Source organism: Ferruginibacter sp. (assembly GCF_014377975.1).
Taxonomy (GTDB): Bacteria; Bacteroidota; Bacteroidia; order Chitinophagales; family Chitinophagaceae; genus Ferruginibacter.
In genome coordinates this window covers 1-15,796 of sequence record NZ_JACMOO010000342.1, presented here as the reverse complement: position 1 = coordinate 15,796, position 15,796 = coordinate 1, and the positions used below count along the sequence as shown (strand labels likewise).

Here is a 15,796-nt window from a genome sequence, read left to right as displayed (position 1 = left end):
GCTGGTTTGGGCTAACATACTGCGGAGTTGCTGCACGCTTTTTTACTGCTTTTATTGGTTTGGCTTGCATCTCAAATGTTTTATTTGACCTACAACTCAAATATACCAACGTTTTAGAGTTGTTGAGCAGACCCTATTTAGTGTCAAACGTTTTAACTTCCCTTGCGTCTATAGAAATCTATGTTTCATCAGAACTAATAAAATCAATATGATAATTTTCCTTTGTCTCAATTACATTGAACTTTGCTAAATATTGTTTTCCTGGAAATAGTCTGCCGCCAATAATTGTGTTTAATTTTAATGATGTGTCACGCCTTGGAATAAAAACACCTTCTTTAACTTGTCCGTCTTCGTCCCACTCAACTGCAATTCTATGAGCCCCATTTTCAGAAGAAATTCCAATAAATTAGGAAGTCCTTTTGGTTTAATTTTTTTAAGTCTAATTAAACAAATTCCAACGATTGCTTTGCCTTTATAAACTTTTGGTCGAAAAAGTTCTGGTATAATTTTTTCTACATCTTTGGGATCGGCAGTAAAGTTGATTAATATTCGTCTGTCTATAAAACCATGTATTGTTGGAAGTTTCATGTTAATGAGGTTTGTTGTACCATAGCAGCTTATATCTGTATTTACGCTATAATACACTACTGTTTTTCAGTAAAGTATTTTTTTTATTCACTGTAAATTAATGATTTATTAAAATAAATGCTGAATTTTTTTATAGCACAAGTACAGCTTCCTAGTATGTAAGCGAACAAATTCAGTTGACGCTATGCGCTTTACAAACGGACTGATTCCATTTTAAGTACCGGATTGAAAGCGTTGCAAAACGCTATAAAAGTACAAGAGGGCGACGTAAGAATTTACCACATGGCTGCTGCTTTGGCCGGACAAAATTAAAATAATTCCGGCTGTGCATTTTCATCATCGTTCTTACGCTCCCACTCCATTTCTATACTTTTACTGTATTCTGTAAGCTTGGCCCCTACTGCCTTCCAGCCCATTACTTCTACCATTTTATTTACTTTAAATTTGGCGCTTCTCACCAACTGGCCACGGCCTGTTTTTACCACCAGCAATGGTTCTGCGTCGGTGGTTACCATTTCAAGGCGGTTGTCTTTGCCTTCTTTGATGAAGAAGAATTTACTTTTTAATGTAGTGGTTTCAATTTTAAAACGCTTGATATTATACTGCAGTTTTTCATTGTCGAGGTACACAGCGGTTACAATTTTATCTGCTTTAAATTTTTCTATCAGTAATATTTTTTCAGCGTCAAACCGCTGCGTTAGTTCCTGGTCGGTTATCTCGTAATTGCCATCATTGTAAATAACCAGTATCCTGTCTTCTGCATCAAACTTGCTGAGATACACTCCTTTTTCTTCAGTGTTGAGGCGGCCAAATTTATTATCGAACCATAATTTTTTAGCATCCAAAGTAGACTTGCCGGCCTCTTTAAACTTAACCGATTTTACCGGGTACTTGGTTACCTGGTTGCCGATGCTGCCCCGCCCTTTTATTTCCAGTTCTTCAAAATAAAATTCCAGTTCCTTTTTCTTGGCGGTACAATTGGGACTCAGTACAATCTTCAATACTTCTGCTTCGCCATTTGGGTTGGCAGTAAAATAATGTACCCTGCTTTTTTCACTGCCCTTTGTGAGGTCGTATTCTTTATCTCTTGTAATACCGGTTACGTTAAAACGCTTGGCATAACTAACACCGGTTTTACCGTCGGCATACAACAGGTTATAAGTAGTACGCTCATCACTTTTTTGAAATACTGCCACATGTATAATGTCCTTACCAATAAATATTTTATCAGAAACCCTCACCACTTTCATGATACCAGTTTTTGTAAATGCAATGATATCATCCAGGTCGCTGACCTCTGCAATCAATTCATCCTTCTTTAAAACTGTGCCTATAAAACCGTCCGCATAATTTACATATAACTTAATATTGGCGATGGCTACATTCCTGGCCTGTATGGTGTCAAACTGTTTAATTTCAGTTTTGCGTTCCCTGCCCTTACCAAATTTCTTTAACAGGTTTTCATAATAAGCTACCGCATATTCTGTTAAATGTTCCAGATCGTATTTTACCTGTTCAATGTCTGCTTCCAGCCCTTTTATCTGCTCATTCAGTTCATCAATATCCAGCTTGTAAATACGGCGTACCGGCTTCTCGGTAAGCTTAACAATATCTTCTCTTGTTATATCCCTGCGCAATAGTTTTTTGAAAGGTGTAAAGGCGGTATCAATGGCGGTGAGCACCTTTTCCCAGGTTTCATGTTTCTTCTCTAATTCCTTATAAATTTTTTCTTCAAAGAATATTTTTTCCAGGGAAGTGTAATGCCATTTTTCCTGCAGTTCTCCCAACCTTATTTCAAGTTCCCTCTTCAGCAGATCTTTGGTGTTATCGGCTGAAACCCTTAACAGTTCAGGAACACCGATAAACTGCGGTTTGTTATTTGTAATTACGCAGGCGTTGGGCGAAATGCTGACTTCACAATCTGTAAACGCATACAAGGCATCAATGGTAATATCCGGTGAAATACCAGACGCCAGTTCAATGATAATTTCTACATTCGCAGCGGTATGATCATTTACTTTTTTGATCTTTATTTTTCCCTGGTCGGTGGCTTTTACGATGCTCTCCATCAACTGCGTGGTAGTAACACTGTAAGGCACACTTCTGATCACCAGATTTTTTTTATCCAGCTCTTCAATGATGGCCCGAACCCTTATTTTGCCACCCCTTTTTCCATCGTTGTAATTGGTGGCATCCATGGTGCCACCGGTTAAAAAATCAGGTAGTAATTCAAACTTTTTTCCTTTTAAATATTTAATAGACGCATCAATAAGTTCGCAAAAATTATGGGGTAAAATTTTCGTGGCCAGTCCTACTGCAATCCCGTCGGCACCCTGTGCAAGCAGCAAAGGAAATTTCATTGGCAGGGTTACCGGCTCATTTTTTCTGCCATCATAACTCAGTGCCCATTCGGTAGTTTTGCTATTGAAGGCAACTTCTAAAGCAAACTTGCTGAGCCTTGCCTCAATGTATCTTGCTGCCGCTGCATCATCACCGGTGCGTACATCGCCCCAGTTTCCCTGCGTTTCAATCAGCAAATCTTTTTGCCCGAGGTTTACCAGCGCATCGCCTATACTCATATCGCCATGCGGATGGTATTGCATAGACTGACCAATGATGTTGGCTACCTTATTAAAACGGCCATCGTCCATTTCTTTCATCGCATGCAGAATTCGCCGCTGTACCGGCTTTAGTCCGTCTTCTATTGCAGGTACCGCTCTTTCCAATATTACATAACTGGCATAGTTTAAAAACCATGTTTTGTATTGCCCGCCAATACCACTGTCTGTATGGATGTAATCTTCTTTATTTTTACTTGTTGCCATTGTTTATACCCTTGTTGTTGTTATTTTTTACAGATAAAATTCGAACTAATATTTTTCATCATACTTTACGGCGAATTTTTCTAAAAAACTGATATATTCCTGTTTAAATGTTTTCTTTTCGTGATGCTCTTTTTGATTGAGAATGTATTTTACCACCTTATCCAACGCCGACCGGGAATAGGAAAAAGCCCCATAACCTTCCTGCCAGTTAAAATGTTGTTTTGTAAAATGATTGCCGTTTATAAAATCATTTGAAGCCATCTTAATTTCCTTCACCAAATTGGAAATCGATTGATCCGGATTTAAACCGATTAAAAAATGCAAATGATCCGGCATGCAATAAACGGCCAGCGGCTTGTGTTTTCTTGTGGTGGCTGTACCACAGATGAATTTTTCTATGCTTTCCCTGATGGGTTCTTCAATTAAATCTTGCCTTCCTTTTACAGCAAAAACCGATTGGGTTAATAATTGTGTGTAGGTGTTTGGCATGGTACAATTGTTTGTGTTGTTTTAAAATTTTAAAAAAATCTATTTTTCTACAAAGGGGTGGCTCCGATGGAGCCGGTTTTACAATCTTCCATTTTTTTTACAATGGGGTGGCTTCGATGGAGCCGGTTGATAATTTTTTATTAAACCAACAACCTGCATTAGCCACACCTATGTTAAGTCACATTTTTATTGCCTCATCGGGGCATCCTCTTTGTAACAGACCACTAATACAAAACATTTGCTCAGTAGGAGCAAGCCCCTTTTATAATCTTTCAAACAACTTCCTAACTATTATACTTCGTACAACTCCAGCGGTTGCCCGTTGGGATCATAAAAAAAACAAAACTTTTTATTGGTTAACTCATCTGTTCTTATGCCTTGCACATCCACCCCTTTTGCAAGCAACTCTCCTACGGACTCTTCAATATTATCTACCGCAAAAGCCAGGTGACGCAATCCCTTTTGTTCCGGAAAAGAAGCCCGCTCTTTAAACTCCGGAAAAGAAAACAATTCAATCTGGTATTGTCCATTGATGGCCAGATCCAACTTGTAGGATTTTCTTGATTCCCGGTAGGTTTCTGCCAGTATTTTAAAACCCAGCACTTCTGTATAAAATGCTTTACTACGCTCGTACTCATCCGTTAAAATAGCGATATGATGTATGGCTTTTATAGTCATGAATTATACTTTTATTTTTATTTCAAATTCTTTCATATTGCTTATCTTCCCCTGTACATCAAACATATCCTGAGCTATCATCACTTTCAAGCGCCATAGCAAATATGCATCTCCGGTTGTGTGCTTTGCTTTACTTCCATATTGATGAATAATTTTTGATGCTTTCTGCCAGTCGGGTGTAATGAATTTTATTAATTCAGCATCATAAAAGTCATAGTCTTCCTGACCTAATTTTTTCCCACCTTCCAGCAAACGGATGCCCTTATTTTCACCACACAATTTTGTCCACTCATCGGGATCAACTTCAAACTCACTGAGGGTAATTTCCCGAGCCAGTTTCTTTGCCTTTAAAAATTCTTTTGCTGGTATTTCATACAACCAGTTGGGATAAAAAATATTCCCCTTTTCGTTGATGAACGGCAGGTTATTCAAATACAAAATAAATACCCTGCCCTGGAATTCCTGCATGTATTTTAACAGCCAGTAATAACCGCTCACATCATGCTTGTTTTGTGCGGCCCATATCCAGATCAATTGTTCAGGATCACGTCGCATAGTACCAACAAGTTCCGCAACTGTTTTGTAATCATCCACCTCCCCGCCATCTGCTTTGCCAGCATAATCTCCGCCAGCCAATATCTCGCGCCACCATTGCTTGCGGGCTTCAATGCCTTCGCCGATATAAATATTTCCCAGAGGGCCCACTGCGTAATCATCCTTTATTTGAGTCACTTCCCCCTGCAGGGTTTCATCCAGTGCCATGGCTTCCTTTATAACTTTGATATCTGCTTCGTTAAAAACTATATGGATCATGATTTAATTAAAAATTAATAATTAAGAATTAATAATTTGTTGTGTTTTTGAAGAATTCAATATTGCGGTCAGAATTTTTATGATTTCTTCGCAATCTTTTATAAACGATTCTGCAAGTTTATTTTCCAGCAGACTGCTGCCTTTTAAAAGCCTCAGCCAATACCTTGTTTCCCTGGGTTCCTTGTACGCGATTTCCAGTTTATGAACAAAATCTTTTCTGGACGATCCTCCGATCGCTTCTTCGATGTTAGCTCCAATTGAAGTACCGCTTCTCAAAAATTGAGTACCTAAATCTCTTTCAACTTTTATCTTTCGTAAATGCATAAACAACTTCACAATCCTTAATCCAAATTGAAATGATTTGTCAATGATGATATTTTCAGTCTTCATAAAACATGTTTTAATGCTTTAATAAAATTTAGCAAAATCGAATTGAAAAAATTATTAATTAATAATTATTAATTACTCCTTAAAAACCGCCTCTTCAACCAAATCCAATTCTACATTCAGGTTATCTATAATAAACTCCTGCCGGGTAGGCGTATTCTTGCCCATATAGTATTCCAGTAATTGTTGAATATGTGTATCTGGCAACATCATCACCGGTTGTAATTTCATATCGCGGTTAATGAAGCGAGCAAACTCATCCGGACTAATTTCTCCCAGTCCTTTAAACCGGGTGATCTCCGGTTTGCTGCCCAGTTTTTTAATGGCAGCCTGCTTTTCTGTTTCATCATAACAATAGATAGTTTCTTGCTTATTACGAACCCTGAATAAAGGAGTTTCTAAAATGTATACATGGCCGTTCTTCACCAGGTCCGGAAAAAACTGCAGAAAAAAAGTCATTAGTAACAAGCGGATATGCAAGCCATCCACATCAGCATCCGTTGCAAACACTATATTGTTGTAGCGCAGTGTTTCGTATCCTTCTTCTATATTCAACGCATGCTGTAACAGGTTGAATTCTTCATTTTCGTACACTACTTTTTTGGTGAGCCCATAGCAGTTTAAGGGCTTACCACGCAAGCTAAAAACAGCCTGCGTATTTACATTCCTTGCCTTGGTAATACTCCCACTGGCACTATCGCCTTCCGTAATAAAAATCGTACTTTCCTTTTGTTTTTCTAAAATATTATCCTTGTCTTTTCCACTGGCTTCATCGTTGTAGTGAAATTTACAATCCCTTAATTTTTTATTGTGCAGGTTCGCTTTTTTTGCCCTTTCATTGGCCAGTTTGCGAATGCCGGATAATTCCTTTCGTTCCCGCTCATTTTGTTCAATACGCTTTTTTAATGCTTCGGCAGTAGCAGTATTTCTATGTAAAAAATTGTTTAATTCCTTACCTAAAAATTCGCCGATAAAATTTTTCATACTCGGGCCACCTTCCGATACATTTTGAGAACCAAGTTTTGTTTTTGTCTGGCTTTCAAAAACCGGTTCCTGCACCCTTACCGAAATGGCTGCGCAGATACTTCCGCGAATGTCGGCAGCATCATAATCTTTTTTATAAAAATCACGGATTGTTTTTACATAGCCTTCTCTAAAAGCAGCTAAGTGCGTACCGCCCTGGGTAGTAAACTGTCCGTTTACAAAACTGTAATACTCTTCTCCGTAGGCACTTTCATGTGTGAGCGCCAGTTCAATATCTTCCCCTTTTAAATGTATAATCGGGTAACGTATTTCATCTTCGTTTGTCTTGCGTTGCAACAGATCAAGCAGACCATTTTTGCTGACATACCGCTTGCCATTCAGGTTCATCACCAAGCCAGCGTTCAGGTAACAATAGTTCCAAAACTGGTTGTCTAAATACTCCTGTACAAAATGAAAATTTTTAAAAATATCTTCATCCGGAATAAAAGTTACAAAAGTTCCGTTCTCCTCTTTGGTGGCAGCTTCCTTGTGTTCTTTTATCAAAACACCTTTTGCAAACTCGGCCGTTTTTTCTTTGCCTTCACGGTAGGCCGTTACTTTAAAATAATCGCTCAATGCATTCACCGCCTTGGTACCTACCCCATTTAAGCCCACACTTTTTTGAAAAGCTTTGCTGTCGTATTTGGCACCGGTATTTATTTTACTTACCACATCCACCACTTTACCCAGCGGAATACCACGGCCGTAATCCCTTACCGTAATTGTTTTACCATCAATAGCAACATCCACATGCCTGCCATATCCCATAGTATGTTCATCAATGCAGTTGTCAATCACTTCTTTCATTAAAACATACACGCCATCATCGGCGCTGCTGCCGTCGCCCAGTTTACCGATGTACATGCCCGGCCTGAGACGGATATGTTCTTTCCAATCCAAACTCCGTATCGAGTCTTCGTTATAATCAGCCGCTATTTTTTCTCTATCTGCCATTTTTTTTATTTTGAGCCTGGCATTTGTTTTTCAATTATGCATCATTGCGTCGCACTCTTGTACCAAATACCTTTAGGAAACTTTTATCAAAGCGGTTGTAAAAATTGCTACATTATTATTGCAAGCAACCGCTAATCGGGCCGCAAGCTACTAATTTATTTAGTAATTTTAAACAAAGGCAAATATAGTTAAACCAGCATACAGAAAACGGCAAGGGTTTTTAACATCTGTGTATAAAATAAAGTTGCGATTAATAAAATTTAAAACGCTGGCTGCTGACATAATTTTGAAAAAGAACCTCCCTGATACGCTAAGGTAAAAGCTGCCATAAGTTATGCGGTACAAGAGGGCGACGCAAGAATTTACCACATGGCTTTGAGGCCCGGACAAAAATTGGCACCAAAAATACTTTAGCACAGCAGTTGAAGGGATTGGTTATTGCCAGCAGCTAAAAATCCAGGAGCAACGCTTTTAAAAGCCAGTTTATTTGCATAGGCCAAAAATATTTTTTAGAAAGATCTTAAAGAAAATCCGAATAATCATTGCTCTTTGAAACACTTAAATGAATCTTTGTAAAAACAAAAAAGAATACGGAGGCATAAATTTTTAAAAAGCAATTGGATATTGCAGTTTCAACGGATGATATAAAAAATTTGCCGATAGTATTTTAATACTTTATCAACTTCCTAAATTAATTCTTTGAAGCTACTAACTAACCTTACACAAATTGCAGCAATTGCTGCTACAAATGAAAATGAAAATGATGCCTTCCGCATTTTTTTAAAGCAACAGGATAGTGGTACGATTGATGCGATAGTTCATGATATTAATGCCGTAGTTACCCCACAAATTGACTGCACACAATGTGGTAATTGCTGCCGGTCATTGATGATAAATGTTACGCCAGAAGAAACACTATCATTGGCCCTGCACCTTAACGAAAAAATAGAGATTGTAAAAGAAAAATACATTGAAATAAGCGCTGAGGGGCAAATGATTGTGAATACAATTCCCTGTCATTTTTTAGCGGATAGCAGTTGCACTATTTATGAAAACCGGTTTACCGAATGCAGGGAATTTCCGCATTTGCATAAGGAAAATTTTACCGGGCGGCTATTTGGTACCTTGATGTATTATGCACTTTGTCCGATTATTTTTAACGTGGTAGAAGCACTAAAAGAAAAATTGGAGTTTAAATACTGATAATCACTATTTTTATATAGCTAATAAAAATGGGTTATCTATTATTTTTATTCAAAAAAAATTACGGTTAAGTTTTTAAATAAATATAATAACTACCTTCTTTTTACTTTTCTTTGAACAATAATTTTAACCAAAAAATTACAAAACATGAAATTGACAAAACTATTGATGGCAGTTGCCATTATAACCACGGTAAGCTTTGTAAGCTGTAAACCAAAAGATGCAGACATTAAAACTGCTATAGAAGCAAAATTGAATGCCATGCCCAACATGGTACAGGGAGCCACAGTAGATGTAAAAGGTGGTGTTGCCACGCTAAGCGGTGAATGCAAAGACGACATGTGTAAAATGGAATGCGAAAAAGCGGCCAAAGAGGTAAAGGGTGTTAAATCTGTAGTGGCCAATTTTACAATTCCTGCACCGCCGGTTGTAGCTACCCCTCCTGCTTCGTTAACTACTACTTTAGATGCTGCTGCACAACAGAAAGTAAAAGATGGCTTAAAAGATATCAAAGGTGTTAGTGTTGAATTTGAAGGAGAGAAAGCGGTTCTTGCCGGCGAAGTTAGCAAAGCAGACAGGATGAAAATTATGCAGATGTTGGCTACTGCAAAAGTAAAATCGGATGTAAGCAAATTAACAGACAAAAAATAATTACAATTACAGTTAAATAATTAATAAAATGGCACTTCAGGAAAAATATGCTGAGTTGATACAATCCGCTACTACCATGGGTGTAGCAGGCTTAGCCGTTGCAGAACAAGATGGCGTATTACACGTTAGCGGAACCGCAAACAGCACGGCTGATTATGATGCACTTTGGGCATTGTATAATAAAATTGATCCCAATATGGCCAGTGGCGATTTAATGATGAATATTGATATTAAAGCAGATGCAGGCGCACAGTTAAAAGTAACTACGGATTCTACTAATCTTAATATCCGCAGCACACCTAGCACCGAGGGCGAAATAGTTGGTAAAGCAGCACATGATGAGGTGGTGACGCTGGTAGAAAAAACAGATGATAGCTGGTGGAAAGTTAGAACAAAAGATGGTGAAGAAGGATACGCTTATGCACAATATCTTTCCCCAATGTGATTTTAAATTATAGTAAACAAAAAACCATCCACCTACACGTGGATGGTTTTTTGTTTGTAGCTTCGATAAAATATTTTTATGAAGACAACTTACCGCATCTTAGTCACATTTTTTTTTGCGTTGCTGTTGCTTTCCTGCAACGCACAAACAAAAACAACGGTAACGCCGGAGGAATTTGAAAAAGCAATCACTAAAGATTCTGTACAAATTTTAGACGTAAGAACGCCGGATGAATATGCATCAGGGCATATAAAAAATACGCTCCTTGCCAATTGGAATGATAAGCCAGAGTTTAGCCGCAGAATTACTTTTGTAGATAAAAATAAACCAGTCTATATCTACTGCCTTGCCGGTAGTAGAAGTGCTGCTGCTGCAAAAGAAATGCGTTCCATTGGTTACGAAAATGTGGTGGAACTAGCAGGTGGCATCAATGCCTGGAAAGCTGCCAATAAACCGTTGGAAGGAAAAATGGATGAAAAACAAATGAGCATTGAAGCGTTTGATGCGGCCATTAGCGGTCAAACCGTATTGGTTGATTTTGGGGCCACCTGGTGCCCGCCTTGTAAAAAAATGGAACCTGTTTTAAAAAGCCTGCAAAACAATAATCCGCATAAATTTAAACTGGTAAAAGTAGATGGAGGCAAAGATATTGACCTGTTAAAAAAATATGCTGTAACCGCCTTACCTGTCTTTATTGTTTTTAAAAATGGCCAACCCGTTTGGCGCAAAGATGGCATTGCTACAGAAAAAGAAATGGCAACTGCCCTGCAACCCTGATCAATTCTGCAATAACGACAGACCGATGCCATCGAGATTGAGGACAGCCTTTTAGCTGAAACACTAAATATTGAAGCAGAAGCTGGCCTGAAGAAAGACTACTTAAAAATATGCTGTAGTGCTTTAGCAACTCCATCATTATTATTAGTATCGGTTACATAATTAGCTGACATTTTTATTTCCTCCGGAGCATTACCCATGGCCACACCCATGCCTGCCAGTTCAATCATTCCTTTATCGTTAAAATTATCTCCAATGGCAATGATTTCATTTTTATCAATTCCATACCTGCTCATCAAAAATTCAATAGCCTTTGCTTTGGAAGCCCCGGTACTCATCACTTCCAGGTAGGTAGCTTGGGATTTAAAAATATTTAAATTCCCCTGGTGCAGTTCAATTAGTCTTTGTTCAATATCATGTATCAGCTGTTTTTCACCGGCAATTAATATTTTATTCGGACCGTTATTTTGACCTTCCCAATACTGAAGTGTTTCTGCGAAGGGTTGTATTTTTATTTTAACGGCAGTAATTCTTTGTTCTTTTTTAATAAGGTCATTTTCCATTTCAGCAAACCATTCCATCTGGCTGTAATACATCGCCGATACATCATATCCTTGCAGTTCTTTGTTCACATGCGCCGCATCGTTTAGCGACACCGCATCCTGGTAGATGATTTCATTTTTATGCACAATATAACCACCATTCAAACTTACCAGCGGCATATCATCTGTAACTACATTTTTAGTAATGTTTACCATACCATGTAAAGGCCGGGCCGAAATAGGTACTACTAAAATACCCTTTTGCTGCAGGTGATGAATTGCCTGCTTATTAGCATCGCTCACAGAATGGTCACTCTTCAACAAAGTTCCATCCATATCTATAAAAACCGCTTTGTACATGGTAGTGTTTTATTTATTTAAGTGGGCAAATATAATAAAAATGCCCCCGCAACCGGAAGCTCTTTTTGCTGACAGTATTTTGTTATCAGTTGCTCCTGTCAGGATCATCCTGGTCATGATTATCTCTGTGGTGATAATCATGATGGCGATATTTTTCAAATATCCATCGGATCTTTTCATACCCGCTAAATCCGCAGTGTTTCAATTATATGTTGTTTTTTTACTACCTCATAAAGAAATTATTTCTGACAGCTTCAATCCTTTCATTGTATTCACGATTAAACGGGCAGTATGCCTGTTATTTTCTCTTTCATAAAAGTTACTGCTGCCTTTGTTGTAGTATGAATGTTTTTTGTCCGGGCAATTGTTTTTCATTGCAGCATCCTTGCGTCGCACTCTTGTACCACATACCATTTTGCAAACATTCCAAATTGTAGTAACGGCTGATACCAAACGTGAGCAGGTTGTTTGTTGGAATGTGTAAATTTCAATAAAGCAAATGAAACAAATTCTTTAATAGCAGTATCTGTCGGTACCGAACGTTAGACTGCAATTATTTTTATACAGTTTACAGCCCAAAACCTTTACAGTCCTATGTTTTGGAAGGCCCTACCTCTAAAGGAAAGTTACACCTCTATAATTTTCTAAAATGGATTTCTGGTGTGGACAATATTTTTTTGAAAGGAACGGATCATTGCTATCTGCTCTTTTGTGCCGGCCACTCGCAGTTTTACTACCGCAATTTAACCTTTGATACCAAAAGCTATAGCCCTATTTTTTCATTGACTATTTTTAAAATCGCTGCTTCCCGGGCAATTGTTTCCTGTTCAATTGCATTGCCTTTAGCAATGATATCTGCAACAAATTTTTTATCATTATATCCTGCTGCATTGATGCGTACATTCATAAAAGCACCGATCACTGCACTACGTGCACAAAGAGCACCAACACCTGCATCAGACACTGAATTTGGATTACCGTTTTGAACCATGGCCGTTATTAACTGCAGACTTGCATGCGCCAGGTGCATTACTTTAAAAGGAATTTCAATAGCATACCGTGTTGCTTCCTGTATGGCTTTTGAACGTAGTATTTTTTCTTCTTCATTGGCTTTGGGCAACCCAAAAGCATACATGATCTGGTTGAATGCTTTGGTATCCGCATCCACCAGTTTCAGTAGTTCATTTTTATATTGCTGACCCTTGTCTGCCCAATCGCTAAATTCCTGCCAGCGGTCATCCCAACCTTTTTTATGGGCTGATAAATTAGCCACCATTGTTGCAAGCGATACCCCCAACGCGCCAATATATGCCGCAATAGAACCACCGCCAGGCGCGGGGCTTTCACTGGCGGTTTCATCCGCAAATTCAGTAAGTGATAAATGTATCATTTTACTATCTGTTTTATCAGCCAGCAGGTATTCTATAATTCTTTCTTCCGGTTTAAAAGGTGCCAGCCCATCCAGCCCCAGGGATTTAATTGCAATCAGTATTAATTCCTTTTCAGAAACTCCAATAGAACGTTGCTGTTTTAGTAAAAAATATTTACCGGCATCCAGCATTGCCTTTAGTGGAATTAAACCTACTAACTCACTACCAGTAACCCGTATGCCGCGTTTATTTGCTTTGGTACAAATTTCATCAAAGGCAATGTGCACGGGGGTTATATTAATATTGGTCAGGTTTATAGAAATCTGTGCAATGCCATATTCTTCAATAAACCATCCAATGGCTTTTACCGCTTTTAAGCTACCGGGAATGTTGACAGGTTTACCATTTTCATCCAGGATAGGCTTACCGTTTATAAGCTTGGCACGGCCTGCTTCCCTTACATCAAAGGCAATGGCATTTGCACGGCGTGTACTGGTAGTGTTTAGATTAACATTATAGGCTACCAAAAAATCCCTGGCACCAATTACGGTTGCCCCCCGTTTGGCATCAAAAACGGCAGGGCCAAAATCCGGCTTCCATTCAGGATGTTCAATTTTTTTTATAAAAGCTTCGTATTCACCTGCACGGATATGCGATAAATTACTACGCTGTTTATTGGGTTGTGCAGCCTCGTATAAATAAACCGGCAATTGCAATTCTTCCCCTACCCGTTTGGCCAATTGCTGCGCATATTGTACAGTTTCTTCCATGCTGATATTGGCAACCGGAATCAAGGGACAAACATCTGTTGCACCCATCCTTGGATGTTCGCCTGTGTGCTTTGTCATATCAATCAATTCGCCCGCTTTTTTTATAGCTCTAAAAGCCGCTTCTACAACGGCTTCCGGCATACCAACCATTGTTACAACGGTACGACTTGTCGCTTTGCCTGGATCAACATTTAATAACCGCACTCCATCCACACTTTCAATTGCTGCGGTTATCTGGTTGATGATAGCAATGTTATTACCTTCACTAAAATTGGGAACGCATTCAATTAGTTGTTGCATATTATTTTTTTATCTTAGAACTGTCTAAAAATAGAATTTTCATTTACCATCTTGAGTTTTGTGGGGACACCAGCCTAGGCTAACCGCCGTCACCGGTGTCCCCACCGGCCACTTTTTAAAAAAATTGCAAAAACATCTATTCAAACTGATCAAATTTAATGCTTAATCAACGGCTAAATAAACTCCCCGCCAATCATCACCCGATCTATTAAATTTGTACCAAAGCAATAAGGTAAATAAGCCAGTGATGGTATGGGTTTGGTAAAGATAAGGTTGGCTTTTTTACCCACGGTAATACTACCCGTTTCATTGCCCAGTTCCATGGCGTACGCTCCGTTGATAGTGGCTGCATTGATGGCTTCTTCCGGCAACATTTTCATTTGAATACAACTGAGGGCAACCACCAGGTTCATGTTGCCACTGGGTGATGAACCAGGATTAAAATCGCTTGCAAGTGCAACAGCGCAACCCGCATTAATGAGTGCACGTGCATCCGGAAAACCCATTCTTAAAAAAAAAGCGGCAGTGGGCAGCAACGTACAAATAGTTTCGTTTCCATTGTTGTTACTCTGCTTGCCCAGTTGAACAATTTCTTCACGGGTTAATGATTCCAGATGGTCGAGTGAAACGGCGTTTAAATTCAATCCCATTTCAATTCCACCAATGCTGTTTAACTGGTTTACATGCAGCTTTGGTCTTAAGCTATAAGCCATACCTGCCTTACAGATCGTTTCCATTTCCTGTGGCGAAAAAAAACCGGTTTCGCAAAACACGTCGATATAATCAGCTAATTGTTCACCAGCGATTACGGGCAGCATTTCATTGATAATACTGTCAATATATCCCTGATGATTTTCTCTGTATTGAATAGGGTAAGTATGTGCCCCCAAAAAAGTTGACTTAATAAGCAGGTTTGATTTTTCCTTTAGTTTTTTTATCACTCTCAGCATCTTCAATTCGCCTGCTACTGATAAGCCATAACCACTTTTTATTTCGATGGCACCGGTTCCGAGTTTGCTTACTTCCTGCAGCCTTTTCCATGCCTGATTAAATAATTCATCTTCACTGACATCGTTTAATTTTTGCGCAGAGTTTATTATACCACCGCCTTTTACAGCAATTTCAGCATAACTCATTCCCTTTATTTTATCAATAAATTCATTTTCCCTGCTGGCCGAAAACACAAGGTGAGTATGACTATCGCACCAAGCTGGCAATACAAAGCGGCCTTGCGCCTCAATAATATATTTGGGTAATTGCGGTACTTTAATTTCCAGTTCAAACATCGCACCATATTCAGCAATCATCCCGTCTTCTACCAATAAAAATGCATCTTCAATACAGGGTAAATCAGCCAAAGCTGCTCCGCTTAACAAATTACTCTGCCCACGTACATTTACCAGCCTGGTAATGTTGATGATGATAGTGGTGTTTGACATACTTACAAAATATTACTGCACGTAACTATAATTTTTCCCAAATTTCTTTTCCAAATTGTTCCAGGCCCGGGTCTCTTGCACCCATTAATAACAAAACACAATTGCTGGTAAGATGTGGCCTTGCCGTCTCCAGAAAATCATTTCTATCTTCTACAAAAAAAGCATTTTTACCCAATGCTTTT

15 protein-coding genes are annotated in these 15,796 nt (G+C 38.7%); 5 read left to right on the top strand and 10 right to left on the bottom strand.

Annotated elements, in window-relative coordinates; genetic code table 11:
• Positions 1-212 (top strand): hypothetical protein (locus tag H7254_RS16775; protein ID WP_301934068.1); only part of this gene is annotated, 212 nt, incomplete at its 5' end.
• An 85-nt stretch (positions 213-297) separates the two neighbouring features.
• On the opposite strand, the gene H7254_RS16770 is transcribed toward H7254_RS16775, so the two are convergent.
• The 7 genes from H7254_RS16770 to H7254_RS16740 form a co-directional block, all read right to left on the bottom strand.
• Positions 298-588 carry a DUF2071 domain-containing protein gene (locus H7254_RS16770; protein ID WP_301934067.1) on the bottom strand — a complete coding sequence of 97 codons (291 nt, stop codon included), beginning with the start codon at positions 586-588 and terminating at the stop codon, positions 298-300.
• Positions 589-896: 308 nt separating this feature from the next.
• Positions 897-3,413 carry a DNA gyrase/topoisomerase IV subunit A gene (locus H7254_RS16765; RefSeq protein WP_301934066.1) on the bottom strand — a complete coding sequence of 839 codons (2,517 nt, stop codon included), beginning with the start codon at positions 3,411-3,413 and terminating at the stop codon, positions 897-899.
• A 45-nt stretch (positions 3,414-3,458) separates the two neighbouring features.
• Positions 3,459-3,902: an IS200/IS605 family transposase gene (tnpA, locus tag H7254_RS16760; RefSeq protein ID WP_301934065.1), complete on the bottom strand. Its 444-nt coding sequence runs from the start codon at positions 3,900-3,902 to the stop codon at positions 3,459-3,461.
• A 291-nt stretch (positions 3,903-4,193) separates the two neighbouring features.
• Positions 4,194-4,580 carry a VOC family protein gene (locus H7254_RS16755; protein WP_301934064.1) on the bottom strand — a complete coding sequence of 129 codons (387 nt, stop codon included), beginning with the start codon at positions 4,578-4,580 and terminating at the stop codon, positions 4,194-4,196.
• Between the two features lie 3 nt (positions 4,581-4,583).
• Positions 4,584-5,393: a DUF1835 domain-containing protein gene (locus tag H7254_RS16750; RefSeq protein WP_301934063.1), complete on the bottom strand. Its 810-nt coding sequence runs from the start codon at positions 5,391-5,393 to the stop codon at positions 4,584-4,586.
• Between the two features lie 21 nt (positions 5,394-5,414).
• Entirely contained in the window at positions 5,415-5,783 is a 369-nt protein-coding gene (locus tag H7254_RS16745) for a four helix bundle protein (RefSeq protein ID WP_301934062.1), read from the bottom strand.
• A 72-nt stretch (positions 5,784-5,855) separates the two neighbouring features.
• Positions 5,856-7,757 carry a DNA topoisomerase IV subunit B gene (locus H7254_RS16740; RefSeq protein WP_301934061.1) on the bottom strand — a complete coding sequence of 634 codons (1,902 nt, stop codon included), beginning with the start codon at positions 7,755-7,757 and terminating at the stop codon, positions 5,856-5,858.
• A gap of 699 nt (positions 7,758-8,456) precedes the next feature.
• On the opposite strand from H7254_RS16740, the gene H7254_RS16735 reads away from it, so the two are divergent.
• The 4 genes from H7254_RS16735 to H7254_RS16720 all read left to right on the top strand — a co-directional run bounded on the left by H7254_RS16735 (position 8,457) and on the right by H7254_RS16720 (position 10,833).
• Positions 8,457-8,960 (top strand): YkgJ family cysteine cluster protein, encoded by a 504-nt coding sequence (locus tag H7254_RS16735; protein ID WP_301934060.1) that lies wholly within the window; start codon positions 8,457-8,459, stop codon positions 8,958-8,960.
• Between the two features lie 147 nt (positions 8,961-9,107).
• Positions 9,108-9,611 (top strand): BON domain-containing protein, encoded by a 504-nt coding sequence (locus H7254_RS16730; protein ID WP_301934059.1) that lies wholly within the window; start codon positions 9,108-9,110, stop codon positions 9,609-9,611.
• A gap of 28 nt (positions 9,612-9,639) precedes the next feature.
• Complete coding sequence (locus H7254_RS16725; protein ID WP_301934058.1) at positions 9,640-10,056, top strand: SH3 domain-containing protein; 417 nt, start codon at positions 9,640-9,642, stop codon at positions 10,054-10,056.
• A gap of 78 nt (positions 10,057-10,134) precedes the next feature.
• A complete protein-coding gene (locus H7254_RS16720; protein WP_301934057.1) occupies positions 10,135-10,833 on the top strand; it encodes a thioredoxin domain-containing protein in 699 nt (232 codons plus the stop codon).
• A gap of 98 nt (positions 10,834-10,931) precedes the next feature.
• On the opposite strand, the gene H7254_RS16715 is transcribed toward H7254_RS16720, so the two are convergent.
• From H7254_RS16715 to hutI, 3 genes are all read right to left on the bottom strand, one after another.
• On the bottom strand, positions 10,932-11,735 hold the full coding sequence (locus H7254_RS16715) for a Cof-type HAD-IIB family hydrolase (protein WP_301934056.1): 804 nt from the start codon (positions 11,733-11,735) through the stop codon (positions 10,932-10,934).
• 763 nt (positions 11,736-12,498) lie between these two features.
• Positions 12,499-14,175 carry a glutamate formimidoyltransferase gene (gene ftcD, locus H7254_RS16710; RefSeq protein ID WP_301934055.1) on the bottom strand — a complete coding sequence of 559 codons (1,677 nt, stop codon included), beginning with the start codon at positions 14,173-14,175 and terminating at the stop codon, positions 12,499-12,501.
• Between the two features lie 173 nt (positions 14,176-14,348).
• The gene (hutI, locus tag H7254_RS16705; protein ID WP_301934054.1) at positions 14,349-15,614 is read right to left on the bottom strand and encodes an imidazolonepropionase; all 1,266 of its coding nucleotides are present in this window, start codon (positions 15,612-15,614) and stop codon (positions 14,349-14,351) included.
• Positions 15,615-15,796: the final 182 nt, after the last annotated feature.